The sequence below is a fragment of the Streptomyces sp. 891-h genome, assembly GCF_022760275.1.
Taxonomy (GTDB): domain Bacteria; phylum Actinomycetota; class Actinomycetes; order Streptomycetales; family Streptomycetaceae; genus Streptomyces; species Streptomyces spirodelae.
On sequence record NZ_CP050693.1, the window covers coordinates 4,185,341 to 4,201,899 of the forward strand.

The following is a 16,559-nucleotide window of genomic DNA, read 5'->3' on the forward strand; positions in this document are numbered from 1 at the left end:
CGCATTCCCGCCGGGCGGCCGACTGTTGGCGTCAGGCGTCAGGCGCCCAGACGTTCAGGCGTTCAGCAGCCGTAGTTCCGTCGTCAGGTTGTGGCGGGCCGTGGGTTCCCAGTGGGTGCGGGCGTAGGGGGTGCGGAAGAGGTGGGGGAGGCCGAGGAGTTGGTGCAGTACGGTCGCGCGGCCCTCTTGGAAGGCGGCGTCCGGGACGAAGGCGTACTCCTGGCGGATCTCGGCGGCGTAGTGGGCGTAGCTCTCCGGGGAGCCGGCCAGCACGGCGAGGTCGGCGTCGCACAGCAGTTCCCCGTTCAGGTCGCCGGGCGCCGGATCGTGCGTGACGGTCAGCCGGACGAGGCGGGCGACCTCGTCGGTACGCGCCTGCGGCACCCCCGCCTCGGGCAGGGCGCGTTCGGCGAGCCGGGCGCTGCGCTCCTCGTTCTCGCTGCGGTCCGGACGGTAGACGGCGTCGTGGAACCAGGCGGCGAGCCGCACGGCGTCGAGGTCGGCCTCCGGCTGCGCGGTGGGCGGGTGTGCGGCGAGTTCGTCGACGCGGTCGAGTACGGCGTGCAGATGGCCGGTGGCGTGGTAGCGGCGGTGCGGTTCGGACCAGCGGCGCAGCAGATCCTCGCCGTACGGGGCCGGATCGGGTCCTCCGGGGCCGCCGCGGGCGCTGATCAGCAGCGTGTTCCAGCGTGCGAGCAGGGCCCGGTGCGGACCGTCCGCAGTCCCGGCGCCCGCTCCGGCGCCTGCCCCGGCGCCCGCTCCCGCGCCCGCTCCGGCGCTCCCCTCTGCGCCCGTTCCGCTGCCCGGGTGCCGGCCCTCGGGTGGCTCTGTTGTCGACATCGGGCAATTGTGGTCCGAGGGGAGCGCCGTCTTCCAGCGCTCTTCGCCGTATGGCACTCTGTTGCGCATGTCTAGACCAATTCTCGAGGTGGTCGCGCTCAGCGCGGAAGACGCTGCTGCCGCGCAGGCCGGAGGAGCGGACCGCCTTGAGGTGGTCACCGACATGGCCGCCGACGGGCTCACCCCTTCCGTGGAGACCTTCACCGCCGTCCGGGACGCCGTGAGCATCCCCCTTCGGGTGATGCTGCGGCTCGCCGACGGGTTCAGCGCCGGGGGCGCCGCCGGGATCGGGGAACTGTGTGCCAGGGCCGAGGCGCTGCGCGCGGCAGGCGCCGAGGAGTTCGTCCTCGGCTTCCTCGACGACACCGGGCAGGCGGACCTGCCGGCGATCGAGGCCGTCACGGCCGCCGTCCCGGGCTGCCGCTGGACGTTCCACCGGGCACTGGACCGTGCCGCCGACCGCGACGCGCTGCGCAAGCAACTCGCCGACATGCCCGGCCTGGACACCTTCCTCACCGCGGGCTCCCCGCACGGCGTGGCCGAGGGGTACCGGACGCTGCTCGCCGAGGCGGAGCGCACCGCGGCCGGCGAGCCGGGTTACGGCCCCCGGCTGCTGGTCGGCGGCGGCCTGTCCCTGGGCCAGGTGCCCGAGCTGTGCCGGGCGGGGATCGACGGGTTCCACATCGGGGGCGCGGCGCGCCCCCGGGGCTGGAGCGGTCCGGTCGACCCCGCGGCGGTGCGGACGTGGCGCCGGGCCGTCGATCAGCCCTGACACGCGCCTTCGGCCCCTCACGCGCAGCTGCCTCTTCCCGTCTCGGGGAGAGGCAGCCCCTTGCTGCCTTCTCGCGGGCTGCGGCTGTGTTGTGGTTTCTCGCGCCCACGCGGCGGAGCCGCATATCAGGCACAGCCCCGCGCCCCCTGTGGGTTGCCCGCGACCTTTGCGTACCGGCCCACCCTCAGCGAATCGCCGAAGGCACCCGCACCCGCCGGGCCCGGACGACGACCCCGCCCGGGCCGTCCCCGTTTCCGCTCTCCCCCTCGCCCGCTCCCTCGCGGAGCACCACCGCCGTCGCCCCCGCCAGGGACAGCGCGGCGACGGTGGCGCCGAACACCGCAGTGGCCGTGTTCAGCGAGGTGAGGTCGCTGAGTGCGCCCGCGGCCACCGGGAGGGCGCCGGCGAGCAGGTAGCCGCCCGCGGTCAGTGCCGCGTTGGCCTCGGCGAGGCGGGCGGCCGGGACGTTGGAGCTGAGCATGGTCAGGGCGCCGAGCTGGGTCAGCCCTTGGCCGAGTCCGGCGAGCACGGCGGAGGCGACGAGGGCGAGGACCGAGGTGGTGCGCACGGCCAGGACGAGTGTGGCCATGCTTGCCACGGTCAGCCCGGCGCCCGTCAGCAGGTCCGTCCGCACCCGCAGCCGCCGCGCGGCGAACTGAATGCCGGTCGCGGCGGCGAACAGTACGAAGATGGTCGCGCCGGAGACGATCCGGCTGCTGGTGTGCAGCAGTTCGGCGAGCAGGGTCGGCCCGAGCGACAGCACGAAACCGGTGGCGGCGATCGCCGGTGCGAACACGGCGAGGCCGAGCAGGAGCTGGCGCCGGTTGGCGCGCGGCGCCGAGGGGACACGGACCAGCCGCCGGGGGCGCGCTGTCGCACCGTCCGGTGTCCGGCGCGGCAGCGGCATCCGGAGTACGACCACGAGCGCGGCCAGCAGCAGCGCGAACTGGACCACGAAGACGGTGACCGAGGGTCCGGGCACCAGTTCGGACAGCAGTCCGGCCAGCAGCGGGCCGACGGCGGCGCCGCCCACCATCGAGGACGAGGCGATCAGCCCGGCGGTTCGCTTCTGCGTACGGTCCGCGAGGTCGGAAACCGCGGCCATCCCGGCGGAGAGGAACGCTCCGACCGCGACCCCGCTCAGCAGCCGCGCGACGACGAGTGCGGGAACCGAGTGCGCGGCCGCGAACAGCGCGGAGGCCAGCAGTCCGAGCGCCAGCCCGGGCAGCAGCACCGGCTTGCGTCCGAACCGGTCGGAGAGAGTGCCCGCGACGGTGAGGGTGCCCAGGAGTCCGGCGATGTAGAAGGCGTAGACCGCGGTCAGTGTGGCGGCTGAGAAGCCGATCCGGTCCTGCCACAGGACGTAGAGCGGCGCGGGTTCGTTGGAGAGGGCCAGTACGGCGACGACGGGCCAGGCGGCCAGCCACATCCAGCGCCGGCCGGGTACGGCGGACGGGGCGGGTGGCGGCGGGGGCGTGGGCATGCGTGCGCTCCTGGGCAGGGGAGGACAGGGAAGGAGGGTGTACGAGTAGACTCGTACAAGTAGTACGAGAGAATTCGTACCAGCAGAGGTAGTACGATGCAACTCGTACTTCTCCAGGAAGCGCCGTCGCCACCGAAGGAGGCCCCATGAGTGACACGGCCCTCGCCCGGGACTTCCGTGTCCCGCCGCCCCCGCCCGGCGCGGAGCTCCCCGAGCCGCTGCCCGAGCCCGCGCGGGAGGAGATCCGGCTGGAGGCGGTCATGGCGGCGCTCAGCGATCCCCTGCGGATCGGTGTGGTGCGCAAGCTTCTGCTGGAGTCGGTCGACTTCGACCACACCTGTACCTGGTTCGAGCTGGACCGCCCCAAGTCCTCGCTCACCCACCACTTCCGCACCCTGCGCGAGGCCGGCCTCATCCGGCAGCGGCAGTACGGCCCCTCCCGGCGCAACCAGGTCCGCATCGAGGACCTGCAGGCCCGCTTCCCCGGCCTCCTCGCGCTGATCGCCGACTGGACCCCGGCCGCCGAGTAGCCCGGAGCCGTTGACAGTCCTCAACGCCCCCCTCTAGCTTGCTGCTTGCTGTTTGAATCGTTTCACGAACCGAACTTCACGAACCGAACTTCACGAACCGTTGCACGAGGTTGTTCCGTCGCCGCCCGCCACCGAAGGAAGCGCATGCACTCCTCGTCCCGACACCCCGCCGTGGCCGCACTCCTCGACCGCGCGCACACCCTTGGCGCCGACCCGCGCAACACCAACTACGCGGGCGGCAACGCCTCGGCCAAGGGCAGCGCGACCGACCCGGTCACCGGGCAGTCCGTCGAGCTGATGTGGGTCAAAGGATCGGGCGGCGACCTGGGCACCCTCACCGAAGACGGGCTGGCCGTGCTCCGCCTGGACCGGCTGCGCGCGCTCACCGCCACCTACCCCGGCGTAGAGCGCGAGGACGAGATGGTCGGCGCGTTCGACTACTGCCTGCACGGCAGGGGCGGCGCCGCACCGTCCATCGACACGGCCATGCACGGCCTGCTGGACGCGGCACATGTCGACCATCTGCACCCCGACTCCGGCATAGCCCTCGCCTGCGCCGCCGACGGCGAGAAGCTGACCGGCGAGTGCTTCGGCGACGCCGTCGTCTGGGTGCCCTGGCGGCGCCCCGGATTCCAGCTCGGGCTGGACATCGCCGCCGTCAAGGAGGCCAACCCGCAGGCAGTCGGCGTCGTACTGGGCGGCCACGGCATCACCGCCTGGGGCGACACCTCACAGGAGTGCGAGCGCAACTCCCTGTGGATGATCAGGACAGCGGAGGAGTTCCTGGCCCGACGCGGTACCCCCGAACCCTTCGGCCCGCGCCTGGGCGACGGCTACGAACCGCTGCCCGGACCCGAACGACGGGCGCGTGCCGCCGCGTTGGCGCCCGTACTGCGCGGGCTCGTCTCCACCGACCTGCGCCAGGTCGGCCACTTCACCGACGCCGGGCCCGTGCTCGACTTCCTCTCCCGCGCCGAGCACCCCGGGCTCGCCGCGCTCGGCACCTCCTGCCCCGACCACTTCCTGCGCACCAAGGTCCGCCCCCTCCTCCTCGACCTGCCCGCCACAGCGCCCCTGGGCCGGACCGTCGACCGGCTGCGCGAACTGCACGCCGTCTACCGCGAGGAGTACGCCGCCTACTACGCCCGGCACGCCACCGCCGACACGCCCCCGATGCGCGGCGCCGACCCCGCGATCGTCCTGGTACCCGGCGTCGGGATGTTCTCCTTCGGCAAGGACAAGCAGACCGCGCGCGTAGCGGGCGAGTTCTACCTCAACGCCGTCAACGTGATGCGGGGCGCCGAGGCCGTCTCCTCCTACGCGCCCATCGAGGAGTCGGAGAAGTTCCGCATCGAGTACTGGGAGCTGGAGGAGGCCAAGCTGCGGCGCATGCCCCGCCCCAAGCCGCTGGCCGCCCGGACCGCGCTGGTCACCGGGGCCGCCTCCGGTATCGGCAAGGCCATCGCCTGGCGGCTGTCCGCGGAGGGCGCCTGCCTGGTGGTCGCCGACCGTGCCGGGCCCGAGGCGGCAGCCGTCGCCGAGGAGTTGGGCGGGCCGGACAAGGCCGTCCCCGTCACCGTGGACGTCACCGACGAGAAGCAGATCGAAGCCGCCTTCGCCACCGCGGCCCGCGCCTTCGGCGGCGTCGACCTCGTCGTCAACAACGCCGGCCTCTCCCTCTCCAAACCCCTGCTGGAGACCACGGCCGCCGACTGGGACCTCCAGCACGACGTCATGGCCCGCGGCTCCTTCCTCGTCTCCCGCGAAGCAGCCCGGCAGTTGCAGGCCCAGCAGCTGGGCGGCGACATCGTCTACATCGCCTCCAAGAACGCCGTCTTCGCCGGTCCCGAGAACATCGCCTACTCCGCCACCAAGGCCGACCAGGCGCACCAGGTCCGCCTCCTCGCCGCCGAACTGGGCGCACACGGCATCCGCGTCAACGGCGTCAACCCCGACGGCGTCGTACGCGGCTCCGGCATCTTCGCCGGCGGCTGGGGCGCCCAGCGCGCCGCCGTCTACGGCGTGGAAGAGGAGGAACTCGGCGAGTTCTACGCCCAGCGCACCCTGCTCAAACGCGAGGTCCGGCCGGAACACGTCGCCGCCGCCGTCTTCGCCCTCACCGGCGGCGACCTGACCCACACGACCGGCCTCCACATCCCGGTGGACGCCGGCGTACCCGCCGCCTTCCTCCGCTGAACCCCGCGTGGCGACCTCAGAGAGTCTGCACCAGCGAGAGCCCGACCAGACCGACGACGAAGACGGTGAAACCGATCCTCGTACGACCCCTCCGCCCCAGCTCGAACATGGCACCCGCCAGAGCGATGGCGGCCACCAGCACGGCGATCAACGGCGCCGACTCACCCCCGAGGATCGCCTTGACCGTCTCGATGATCGCACCGACCAGATACACCACGGCGACGGCCATCATGGCCTTCCGCGCGTTGGCCGGGGAGGTCCGCTGCGGCCGGAGGAAAGCCCTCCGCTCCTCCGGGGACGACGTGCGCATCCGCAGCGCGTCCTGCTGAAGCCGCTCGTACTCGTTGCTGCCCGGTGCTCTCACCCTGGCACCATACCGACGGTCCGCAGTCAGACCCACCCCTCCAGGGACCGCAAAAACCCTTCCAGATCGTCCCTGTGAATGCAGTGCCCCGTCCCCGGCACCACCCGCACCTCGAAGCCACGCTCCCGCAAGAGCGCCGCACCCTCCGCGTCCACACACAGGCTCGGATCGGCCAACTGCACCAGCGAGGGAACCCCGGCGCGCTCCGGCAGGTAGGCGCCGTCGAATTCGGCCACCCCATCCAGAAAAGCGACGTCGAACAGCCCGAACCCAGCCGCCTCCGCCGCCACATCCTCCTCCGACCAGCGCGGATTCCGCGCCCGTATGCTCTCAACCGTCGACGACCCGACCATCTCCCGCATCGCCGCCGTCGCCGCAGCCGGAACGTTCCGCAGCGAGAACCCCGGATCCGAGTACACGACCCTGCCCGGCCGCAGCCGATCGACCGCCAGTGCCAACGCCAGCCCACCGAGCGAGTGCCCCACCGCCACCTCGGCACCCGTCGGCAGATTCTCCACCAGGTCGTCCGCCAACAACTCGGGCCGGCCGTACTCGCCGCGCGGACTCCGCCCGTGCCCCCGCAGGTCGGGCGCGATCACCCGGTACCCCAGGCCCACCAGGTGGTCCTCCACGGCGTGCCAGGTGCGATGGTCGGCCATGCCCCCGTGCACCAGCAGCGCAACCCTGTCCCCGCTGCCCCGTTCATGAACGTTCAGCTTCATCCAGCCCCCTCCCCCGACAAGGGTCCAAAAACGTCACCGGTTCAGCAGGTAACCAAAAAACAACCCGCCCCCGCCGGCGTGCCACGAGCGGAGCGAGAAAACGAACCGCAAACCCGGCAACAAACGCCCAATTTGCGCATCCTGCGGAACCCCGCCTCACCCCTCCCCGGCCCGAGGCCGGAGCTGTCAAGAAGCAATGACGTCCCCCGGATCGGCATTCCCCCCGCACAGCACCACAACAACCCTCTCCCCAACGGAAGGCACATAAGGCGCACCCTCCCGAGCACCCTCCCCCGCCCCTGTCGCCCCCGACGCCACCGCAGCCACCGCCGTAGCCGCCGCGTTCTCCACCGCCAACCGATACCCCTCCCACAACTCCCGCCGCGCCGCCACCACGGCCTCATCCCTCACCAGCACCGACCGCACATTCCGATGACCAGCCGCCGCAAGCGCCATCGGAGAGGCCCGCCGCGCGCCCAACGAGTCGGCGGCCACGGAGTCGACCGCCACATCCACCACGCGCCCCGCCTCCAACGCGGCGTTCAAGGCACGGCACCGCTCCGGCTCCACCGCCACCACCCGGATTCCATGGTGCTGCGCGGCTGCCGCGACCCCCGCGAACAGCCCGCCGCCTCCCACCGACACCACCACGGTGTCCACCAGCGGCACCTGCGACCGGATCTCCTCCACCAACGTCCCGGCCCCGGCGGCGATCAGCGGGTGGTCGTACGCGTGCGACCGCAGCGCCCCGGTGTCCTCCGCGAACGCCTCACACGCCGCGGCGGCCTCGGCGTACTCCGCACCGACCAGCCGCACCTCGGCCCCGTACGAGCGCAACCGGTCGACCTTCACCTCCGGCGCGGTCTCAGGCAGGAAGACCGTCGCGGGCACACCCAGCCCCCGCGCGGCCCACGCGCACGCGAGCCCCGCGTTGCCGCCGGAGGCGATGGTGACACCCGTGTCGGGCAGCTCACCGCTCTCCCGGTGCGCGAGCAGGAAGTTGAGCGCGCCCCGGGCCTTGAAGCTCCCGGTGTGCTGCATGAACTCCAGCGCGAAGTACAGCTCGTACTCCGGAGCGGCGCCTGGGGCCGCACCGGCGTCCGCGCGCGCAACCGCGACAGGGCGAACGCCGCCGGCTACCCGGTCGGCGGCGGTCTTGACATCTCCGTACGAAAGATGGTGCACGGCGCGACTCCTGGACGTGCTCGGACGTGCTCGGATGTGAAGGGACAAACATCTACGTTACGGCTACGTTACGGCCTCACACCGACCGCCCCGTCGCTCCGTCAACGCCCCGTCGGTGCCGCCACCCGCCAGCGCCCCCGGCAGAGGCGCCGCGTGCACCACCACGAGCCCGGAGACCGCTCGGGTCAGCGAGACGTACAACCGCCGCAGCCCGGTCCGCCGGTCGGGCTCCCCGGCCACGATCGCGGCCGGCTCGTCCAGCACCACGTAGTCGTACTCAAGACCCTTCGCCAGCGTGGCCGGTACGAGCGTCAACCGCGCGTCGGCACTGGTCTCCTCGCCGGGCGACAGCCAGCCGAGCCCCGCCGCCTCCAGCGCGCCCCGCAGCGCGGGCACCCGCGAGTCTGCGGCGATCAGCCCCACCGAGCCCTCCCGTTCCAGGGCGTCCCGACAGGCGTCGACCACCAGCCGATCGAGCGCCGCACCGGCCGCCACCGGGAACCCACCACCGTCCCCTGGACCGGACTCCGCACCGCCACCCGGAACCCGCCGCACCTCGAAGTCCCCCGGCGACTCCCGTACCGATGTCGCCGGCCGCAGCCCCGGCGCGATGTCCGGCAGCAGCCGTGAGGCGTACGCGATCACTTCGCGCGGCACCCGGAAGCCCTCCGTCAACTCCTCCACCACGGCGCTCGGCTTGCCCAGATGCTCCAGCGCGGCCTCCCAGCTCTCGGTGGCCCACGGAGTCGTCCCCTGCGCCAGGTCGCCCAGCACCGTCGCCGATCCCGTCGAACAGCGCCGCCCCACGGCCCGGTACTGCATCGCGGAGAGGTCCTGCGCCTCGTCCAGCACCACATGCCCCAGCGAGGGGGTGCGCTCCACCAGGTCGGCGGCCTCGTCCACCAGCACCACATCGGCGGCCGACCACCTTGCACTCCTGACCCCGCGCGCCGGCTTCTCCCACAGGATCGCCCGCTGTTCCTGCGGGCTGAGCACCCCGTCCGCCTGCTCGGCCAGGAACTCCGGATCGGACAGCAGCCGCAGCACCAGCTTCGCCGGATCGACGGCCGGCCACACCTCGCGCACCACGGCCTTGACGGCGGCGTTCCTGGCCACGGCGTCCTGTACCCGGTCGTCCGGCGCCTCGCCCGCCTGCTCCATCCGCACCAGCACGGCATGGGCGATCCGCTGCGGCAGCGCCGCGCGCGCGGCCCCGTACCGCATGTCCCGGGCCAGCAACTCCCGGACCAGCTCGTCGATCTCGTACGCGGGAACCCGCCAGCGCCGCGAGCCGCGTACCACCACGCACGGCTCGGCGGGCAGCGGGCGCACCCCGGCGTGCACGGCACGGCGCAGCACCTCCGCCATCCGCGCATCGCCCTTGATCCGTGCCGCCTCCGCTTCGTCCACCGCCCGCACGGGCAGCTCGGGCCGTGCCACCAGCCCCTCCACGGTCGTCTGCCGTACCGCCACCTCGCCCAGCGCGGGCAGCACTTGCTCGATGTAGCGGAGGAAGGAGTCGTTCGGGCCGATGACGAGCGTGCCCGTACGGGTCAGCCGCTCCCGGTGCGCGTACAGCAGATACGCCACCCGGTGCAGGCCGACGGCGGTCTTCCCCGTGCCCGGCGCGCCCTGCACGCACACGGTGCCCTCGATCCCGGCGCGCACGATCTCGTCCTGTTCGGGCTGGATCGTGGCGACGATGTCCCGCATGGGGCCGACGCGCGGTCGCTCGATCTCGGCCTGGAGCAGCGCACTGGTGCGCCGCGCGGCGCCCCCGGAGTCCCCGGCTTCGCCGATGGTGCCGGGGCCGGTCAGGCGCTCGTCCTCGTACGCGGTCAGCTCGCCGCCCGTGTACCCGAACCGGCGACGCAGCGCCACTCCCTGCGGATCCTTCGGTGACGCGCGGTAGAACGGCTGTGAGACCGGGGCACGCCAGTCGACGACCATCGGGTCGCCGTCCGCGTCGTGGACGTGCCGCCGTCCGATGTAGAACCTCCGCCCGTCGTCACCGTCCGGGGTACCGTCGCCGACGTCCCCGAGCGCACGCTGGTAGTCCAGTCGGCCGAAGAACAGCGGTGCGTGCGCGAGATCGGCCAGTGACGCGATACGGGCCTCGATGCCGGAGGCCAGCACCTCGGCATTGACCCAGTTGGCGGTCACATCGCGGATGTCGAGGGCCTCCGCGTCGGCCCGCATGGCCCGCAGCGCGGCACGCGAGGCCGCGAGGTGGGCGCGTTCGCTCCCGAGTGGATCGCCGTCGGGGGAGGACTGGCCGGTCGGTCCGGTCGGTCCGGTCGGGTCGATGGGGTCGATCGGTTCGGTTGCTGGTCGAGTGGTCACCAGGCTGCCTCCGGGAGGGCACGAGCACGCGACCGCGCGCCGCGTGCGGGTGCGCGCACGCTGGCACGCCGCCGTCGGGGCAGGCGGCGGATACGCGGCGCAGGCGCAGCACACGGGTGCAGGCGTACAGATGGACAGGTCTACGCAGGCCTACGCAGATCTACGTACCGGCCTACGAACGAGCCCGGCCGGTTTCCGTGCGGCGGGCGCCTCGCTCCGAGCGGGGGCGGCGAGGGGGCAAGTGGGGGATTGTAGCCAGCTCCTGGGAGGTCGGCGACCCCTTTTCAGGGCCGTCACAGCCCCTTCCGGGGTTCTCCGGGGACGGACCAGGGGCCGCTTCGGGCCGGTGCCGTTTCGATGTCGGGGCGGTGACTGGATTAAGGTCGTCGCCCGGCGGCAATCAACGGCGATCCGGGACGGTCCGCCCTCCCGGTGACGAGGAGGCGGCACGGGTGACTGGCAGCGGCGCCGAGCTCCCCGGACCCGCGCACGCCCCGAACCCGCCCCCCACCAGCCACGCGCCCGCCTCACACGCCGCCCCACACCCCGCCCCGACGCCACCCCGCGAGCGCGCCCCACACCACGGGTCCCCGTCTCGTGAGCCCCCCTGCCGACGGCACGCCCTCGGCATACGCGCCCCCGCCGCGCCGCCACGTCCCGCTGACACCGCGCGCTCTCCGGGCAAGAATCAACAGGGACGACCAGGTCGACAATCCGGCTACCCACCCGGCCGATCCCGCCGAGGGGCGCCCCGCCGGCCGGCACCCGCCGGCCACGGGTCCGCCGAACGGCGTCAGGACGGCCGCCGACCAGAGTGTGAAGAGGCCCGAGGAGGCCGGTGTGCGAAGCACAATGCAGGACATCCCGCTGACCGTGACCCGGCTCCTCGTGCACGGGGCGCTCGCGCACGGAACGTCCCAGGTGACCACCTGGGCGGGGACCGCAGGCGGAGCCGAACCCGACCGCCGTACGTTCTTCGACACGGGCGTCCGCGCCATCCAGCTCGCCGGCGCCCTCCATGACGAGTTCGGGGTGACGGCCGGTGACACCGTCGCCACCCTGATGGCCAACACCGCCGACCACCTGGAGGCGTATCTGGCCGTTCCCTCGATGGGCGCCGTCCTGCACACCCTCGACCCGTGGCTGCCGGCCGACCAGCTCGTCGCGGCGACGGTGCGCGGCGGGGCGCAGGTCCTGATCACCGACCCCACGGGGCTCGCCCCCCTCGCCTCCGTACTGCCCCGGCTCGGCCATCTGCGGCATGTGATCGTCGCCGGCGGCAGCGACTCAGCCGCCGTCGTCAGCGGCGGCACGGCGTACGGCGCCGAGGTGCACGACTACGAGGAGCTGATCACCGACCGCCGCAAACGCTACGACTGGCCGGAGCTCGACGAGCGCGACGCGGCGGTGCTCTGCCACGCCGCCTCCGACGACGGCACGGCCCCGCGCGGGGTCGCCTACAGCCACCGCGCCCTCTACCTGCACGCGCTGCAGGCGCAGACCCCGCAGGCGTACGGCATCGGCGAGGACGACCTCGTACTGCCCGTCGTACCGATGTCGCGGATGCTCGCCTGGGGCCTGCCCTACGCCGCGTTCGCGGGCGGCGCCTCACTGCTGCTGCCCGGCACCTACGACCAGCCGGCCCCGCTCGCCGAGATGGCCGAACGGGAGCGCCCCACCCTCGCCGTCGCCGACCCGGCCGTATGGGACGGTCTGCTGGAGGAGCTGGCGGCCCACCCGCGTGACCTGTCCTCGCTCCGGGAGGCCGTCGTGGTGGGCGGGCCGGGCGAGGAGCCCGGGGGCCCGCTGCTGGCCCAGGAACTGGGCTCACGGCACGGCATCAGCACGGCGGCGGCCTGGGGCGCGCCCGAGACCCTCTCCCCGGCGTGTGTGGCCCGCCCCGAGTCCGGGCACTACCGCTTCCCCGCCTCGGTCGAGTACGGCGTCACCGGCCCCGACCTGACGCCGCTGCCCTGGGACGGCCAGTCCCAGGGCGAGCTGCTGCTGCGCGGGCCGTGGATCACCGCCTCGTACGTGGAGGACGAGGCCCCCCTCCACGAGGGCTGGCTGCGCACCGGCGAAACCGCGACCATCACCCCGGACGGCCGCGTCGCCATGAAACCCCCGAAGACCTCCACCTGGAGGGAGGGCCACTGAGGCGTACCCGGCAGGGCACTACACCTCGTCGGGCTCCGCATCGGCGACGTCCGGCCGCTCTGCCAACAAATCCACCGAATCCACGATCCGATACGCGTACCCCTGCTCCGCGAGGAACCGCTGCCGGTGCGCCGCGAAATCCTGATCAATGGTGTCCCGCGCCACAACGGAGTAGAACCGCGCCTCGTGGCCGTCGGCCTTGGGCCGCAACACCCGCCCGAGGCGCTGGGCCTCCTCCTGTCGGGAACCGAAGGTTCCCGACACCTGTATCGCCACAGTGGCCTCCGGCAGATCGATCGAGAAGTTGGCCACCTTGGAGACGACCAGACAGGTCAGCTCGCCCGCCCGAAAAGCGTCGAACAACTTCTCGCGCTGCGCGTTGCTGGTGTCGCCCTTGATGACCGGTGCCCCGATGTGCTCGCCCAGTTCGTCGAGCTGGTCGATGTACTGGCCGATGACCAGCGTCTGCTCGCCCGCGTGGCGGCGCACCAGCGCCTCGGTGACCCGCCGCTTGCTGTCGGTGGTCGCACAGAAGCGGTACTTCTCCTCCGGTTCGGCCGTCGCATAGGCGAGCCGCTCGGAGTCGGTGAGGCTGACCCGGACCTCGACGCAGTCCGCGGGCGCGATGTAGCCCTGGTTCTCGATCTCCTTCCAGGGCGCGTCGAACCGCTTGGGGCCGATGAGGGAGAACACATCGGACTCGCGTCCGTCCTCCCGCACCAGGGTCGCCGTCAGCCCGAGCCGGCGGCGGGCCTGCAGATCGGCGGTGAACTTGAAGACGGGGGCCGGCAGCAGATGCACCTCGTCGTAGACGATCAGGCCCCAGTCACGGGAGTCGAACAGTTCCAGGTGCGGGTAGACGCCCTTCCGCTTCGTCGTGATCACCTGGTAGGTGGCGATGGTGACGGGGCGGATCTCCTTCTTCGTCCCGCTGTACTCGCCGATCTCGTCCTCGGTCAGCGAGGTGCGGCGCACCAGCTCGTGCTTCCACTGGCGGGCCGAGACGGTGTTGGTGACCAGGATCAGCGTGGTCGCCTGCGCCCTGGCCATCGCGCCGGCGCCCACCAGCGTCTTCCCGGCGCCGCAGGGCAGGACGACGACACCCGAGCCGCCGTGCCAGAACCCCTCGACGGCCTGCTGCTGGTACGGGCGCAGCGCCCAGCTGTCCTCCTCCAGCGCGATGCGGTGCGCCTCGCCGTCCACATACCCGGCCAGATCCTCGGCCGGCCAGCCCAGCTTCAGCAGCACCTGCTTGATCTGACCGCGCTCGGAGGGGTGCACGGCCACGGTGTCCGGGTCGATCCGCTCGCCCACCAGCGGCTGGATCTTCTTCGACCGCAGCACCTCTTCCAGCACCGGCCGGTCGGTGGACTCCAGCACCAGCCCGTGTGTGGGGTGCTTGCTGAGCGTGAGACGCCCGTAGCGCGCCATCGTCTCCGCGATGTCCACCAGCAGCGCGTGCGGCACCGGATACCGCGCGTACTCCACCAGCGCGTCGACCACCTGCTCCGCGTCGTGCCCGGCGGCCCGCGCGTTCCACAGCCCCAGCGGTGTCACCCGATAGGTGTGCATGTGCTCCGGAGCCCGCTCCAGCTCCGCGAACGGCGCGATGGCCCTCCGGCACGCCTCGGCCAGCTCGTGATCAACCTCGAGCAGCAGCGTCTTGTCGCTCTGCACGATCAGGGGGCCACCGTTCACGCGTCACCCTTCCGACGTTCGGTACCGGGACCAAACGTCCAGTGTGCCGCACCGGGCGGTGTTCGAGTCCGGGGTCATCCCGCGCCGCAGTCGACGGGCGAGAGCCGGTAACACGATCGGCTGACGGTCTGGTGTGTGTCGTATGCGGGCCGTTATCGTCGCAGTACGACGAAAAGAGCCCTGCAACGACATCTTCAGCCGCATCCTGGGGAGGCTACCGTGCTGCTGCGCTTCCAGGTGACCAATCACGCCTCTCTCCGGGACGAACAGGAGATTTCGTTCATCGCCGGGGACGACCGGCCGCAGCGGGCACAGCAGCCTGTACCGGGCACCCGGTTCTCAGCAGTTCCGGTCGCGGCCGTATACGGGGCGAACGCCTCCGGCAAGTCCAATGTCGTGTCCGCCCTGGCCTGGATGCGCGCCGCAGTCCTCGACTCCTTCCGGCACTGGGACCCTGCGGGAGGCGTCCCGCGCAAACCGTTCCGGCTCCGCCCGGACCCGGGCGCTCACCCCAGTACGTACGAACTGGACCTCGCTGTCGACGGCGTCCGGTACGAGTTCGGGTTCACTGTGGACGACGAGAGTGTCTGTGAGGAGTGGCTCTCGTACTTTCCCGAGGGCAAGCGGCGCAAACTGTACGCGCGGACCGGCAGCGGGCCGGACTCACTGACGTTCGGGCGGTCCCTGACCGGCCGGCGCAAGACCATCTCGGAGCTGCTGCGTCCCAACGCTCTCTATCTGTCGGTCGCCGCAGCGCAGAACCATGAACTCCTCGGGCGTCTGCACCGCTGGTTCCGCGACGGCCTGCGCATCGCCAGCGATCGCAACTACCAGGCCCGCCTCAACTACACGGTCGGTCTGCTGCACAGCAGGGACGGGCGAAACCAGGACGCCCTGATCGATCTGCTGCGCTTCTCCGACCTCGGCGTCACCGAGCTGGAATTCAGCGACCCGGACGAGCGTCTGCTGGACGAGACCAAGCGGATCGAAGCGGCCCTGAGTGACCTGGGAGTGTCCTTCCGCGTGAATGTACCCGACTACCACGTACGGGTTCAGCACCGCGCCGAGGGCCGCACCTTCGCCCTTGAACTTGAGGAGGAGTCCAGCGGCACCCGCACCTGGATCGGGATGCTCGGTCCGGTGCTCCACACGCTGGGGGCGGGCGGAACGCTCGTCGTCGACGAACTGGACGCCCGGCTGCATCCTTACCTCGCCGACGCGCTGGTGGGTATGTTCCAGTCGCCGGACATCAACAGGAAGGGAGCCCAGCTGCTCTTCACCACGCACGAGGCATCGCTGCTCGGCAACAACGCGCGCACCCACCTCTTCCGTGACGAGATCTGGTTCACGGAGAAGGACCCGGACACCCTGGCGACACGGATTTTCCCGATCACCGACTTCTACGTACGGGACTCCGGGGACGCCAAGGAAAACCTGGAGAAGCGCTACTTGTCGGGGCGTTACGGCGCGCTACCGTTCCTCGACGACGAACTGCTCCGGCGGATGGCCGACGAGATTGCGGGTGGAGGCGACAGTGGGGCGGGGCAAGCCGTTGAAGCGGGGCGGTCCCAAGCGGCCGGAGCTGCGTAGAGTCCTCATCTACTGTGAAGGCGAGTGCACCGAGGACCAGTACTTTCGCGGCCTGAAGGGCGATCTGCGAGGGCTTCCGGTGCAGGTGGAGCTGGGCCCCCGGCACGGCGTGCCCACGGAACTCGTACGTGCCGCCGCCAAGCACAAGGAGCGCGCCCCACGCAGCCGGGAGGACCGCTTCACGCCGTACGACGAGGTGTGGTGTGTGATGGACGTCGAGGCACCAGCTGCCCATCCCGACCTGGACAGGGCGCTGCGCATGGCGCGCGGCGAAGGACTGAGTGTCGCCCTGAGCAACCCGTGCTTCGAATTATGGCTGCTGCTCCATTTCCAGGAGCTCCGCGGCTACCGGACTTCTGAGGCAGCACAGAAACTCCTTGAAAGGCACGCCGCCTGTGGGTACCACGCGGACCGCAAACACCTCAGATACGCGCCGCTGAAGCCGCTGCATCCACAGGCTGTCGAGCGGGCCGCGGCACTGCGCGCCGCCGCGCCGCCGGGCCGAGCCGGGCATCAGGTCAACCCGTGGACGGACGTGGACGTACTGGTCGAAGGGCTGCTGGCTCAGCGGCGCCGGGCCCGGGGGTGAGTGAGGAGGCCCGGGGGAGTGGAGAGAAGAGCCCCCGGTTGCTGCTCCTGCCCGCGTTCCGGACGCAGCTCTTCTCTCTGTCCCGCCCGC

At 71.8% G+C, this 16,559-nt stretch carries 13 protein-coding genes; 6 read left to right on the top strand and 7 right to left on the bottom strand.

The annotated features are described in order from the left end of the window. Positions 1-54: 54 nt before the first annotated feature. The gene (locus HC362_RS18325; RefSeq protein ID WP_243085002.1) at positions 55-840 is read right to left on the bottom strand and encodes a hypothetical protein; all 786 of its coding nucleotides are present in this window, start codon (positions 838-840) and stop codon (positions 55-57) included. Between the two features lie 67 nt (positions 841-907). On the opposite strand from HC362_RS18325, the gene HC362_RS18330 reads away from it, so the two are divergent. Further along, positions 908-1,612, top strand: coding sequence for a copper homeostasis protein CutC (locus HC362_RS18330; RefSeq protein WP_243085003.1), 705 nt, complete (start codon positions 908-910; stop codon positions 1,610-1,612). A gap of 184 nt (positions 1,613-1,796) precedes the next feature. On the opposite strand, the gene HC362_RS18335 is transcribed toward HC362_RS18330, so the two are convergent. Then, positions 1,797-3,095, bottom strand: a complete 1,299-nt coding sequence (locus HC362_RS18335; protein ID WP_243085004.1) for an MFS transporter — start codon at positions 3,093-3,095, stop codon at positions 1,797-1,799. A gap of 146 nt (positions 3,096-3,241) precedes the next feature. Between HC362_RS18335 and HC362_RS18340 the strand changes: the two genes are divergently transcribed. Continuing rightward, the gene (locus tag HC362_RS18340; RefSeq protein WP_243085005.1) at positions 3,242-3,625 is read left to right on the top strand and encodes an ArsR family transcriptional regulator; all 384 of its coding nucleotides are present in this window, start codon (positions 3,242-3,244) and stop codon (positions 3,623-3,625) included. Between the two features lie 144 nt (positions 3,626-3,769). Further along, on the top strand, positions 3,770-5,821 hold the full coding sequence (locus tag HC362_RS18345) for a bifunctional aldolase/short-chain dehydrogenase (protein WP_243085006.1): 2,052 nt from the start codon (positions 3,770-3,772) through the stop codon (positions 5,819-5,821). 16 nt (positions 5,822-5,837) lie between these two features. On the opposite strand, the gene HC362_RS18350 is transcribed toward HC362_RS18345, so the two are convergent. From HC362_RS18350 to HC362_RS18365, 4 genes are all read right to left on the bottom strand, one after another. Next, positions 5,838-6,185: a hypothetical protein gene (locus HC362_RS18350; protein ID WP_243085007.1), complete on the bottom strand. Its 348-nt coding sequence runs from the start codon at positions 6,183-6,185 to the stop codon at positions 5,838-5,840. A 26-nt stretch (positions 6,186-6,211) separates the two neighbouring features. Continuing rightward, positions 6,212-6,907 (bottom strand): alpha/beta hydrolase, encoded by a 696-nt coding sequence (locus HC362_RS18355; RefSeq protein ID WP_243085008.1) that lies wholly within the window; start codon positions 6,905-6,907, stop codon positions 6,212-6,214. 186 nt (positions 6,908-7,093) lie between these two features. Then, positions 7,094-8,092, bottom strand: coding sequence for a serine/threonine dehydratase (locus tag HC362_RS18360; RefSeq protein ID WP_243085009.1), 999 nt, complete (start codon positions 8,090-8,092; stop codon positions 7,094-7,096). 63 nt (positions 8,093-8,155) lie between these two features. Then, positions 8,156-10,399, bottom strand: coding sequence for an AAA family ATPase (locus HC362_RS18365; protein WP_243088680.1), 2,244 nt, complete (start codon positions 10,397-10,399; stop codon positions 8,156-8,158). Between the two features lie 876 nt (positions 10,400-11,275). Between HC362_RS18365 and HC362_RS18370 the strand changes: the two genes are divergently transcribed. Next, positions 11,276-12,592, top strand: a complete 1,317-nt coding sequence (locus tag HC362_RS18370) for an AMP-binding protein (protein ID WP_243085010.1) — start codon at positions 11,276-11,278, stop codon at positions 12,590-12,592. Positions 12,593-12,610: 18 nt separating this feature from the next. On the opposite strand, the gene HC362_RS18375 is transcribed toward HC362_RS18370, so the two are convergent. Continuing rightward, complete coding sequence (locus HC362_RS18375) at positions 12,611-14,290, bottom strand: DNA repair helicase XPB (RefSeq protein WP_243085011.1); 1,680 nt, start codon at positions 14,288-14,290, stop codon at positions 12,611-12,613. 219 nt (positions 14,291-14,509) lie between these two features. On the opposite strand from HC362_RS18375, the gene HC362_RS18380 reads away from it, so the two are divergent. Together HC362_RS18380 and HC362_RS18385 are read left to right on the top strand one after the other, a co-directional pair. Next, a complete protein-coding gene (locus HC362_RS18380; protein WP_243085012.1) occupies positions 14,510-15,880 on the top strand; it encodes an ATP-binding protein in 1,371 nt (456 codons plus the stop codon). Further along, positions 15,825-16,469 (top strand): RloB family protein, encoded by a 645-nt coding sequence (locus HC362_RS18385; protein ID WP_243085013.1) that lies wholly within the window; start codon positions 15,825-15,827, stop codon positions 16,467-16,469. Before HC362_RS18380 ends, HC362_RS18385 begins: the two co-directional genes overlap by 56 nt. The last annotated feature ends 90 nt before the right edge of the window (positions 16,470-16,559 follow it).

Bases quoted from the DNA above. Each gene is read 5' to 3' on its own strand.
- HC362_RS18340 (WP_243085005.1), top strand. From the start codon at position 3,242: ATGAGTGACACGGCCCTCGCCCGGGACTTCCGTGTCCCGCCGCCCCCG.
- HC362_RS18355 (WP_243085008.1), bottom strand. From the start codon at position 6,907: ATGAAGCTGAACGTTCATGAACGGGGCAGCGGGGACAGGGTTGCGCTG.
- HC362_RS18335 (WP_243085004.1), bottom strand. From the start codon at position 3,095: ATGCCCACGCCCCCGCCGCCACCCGCCCCGTCCGCCGTACCCGGCCGG.
- HC362_RS18325 (WP_243085002.1), bottom strand. From the start codon at position 840: ATGTCGACAACAGAGCCACCCGAGGGCCGGCACCCGGGCAGCGGAACG.
- HC362_RS18330 (WP_243085003.1), top strand. From the start codon at position 908: ATGTCTAGACCAATTCTCGAGGTGGTCGCGCTCAGCGCGGAAGACGCT.
- HC362_RS18345 (WP_243085006.1), top strand. From the start codon at position 3,770: ATGCACTCCTCGTCCCGACACCCCGCCGTGGCCGCACTCCTCGACCGC.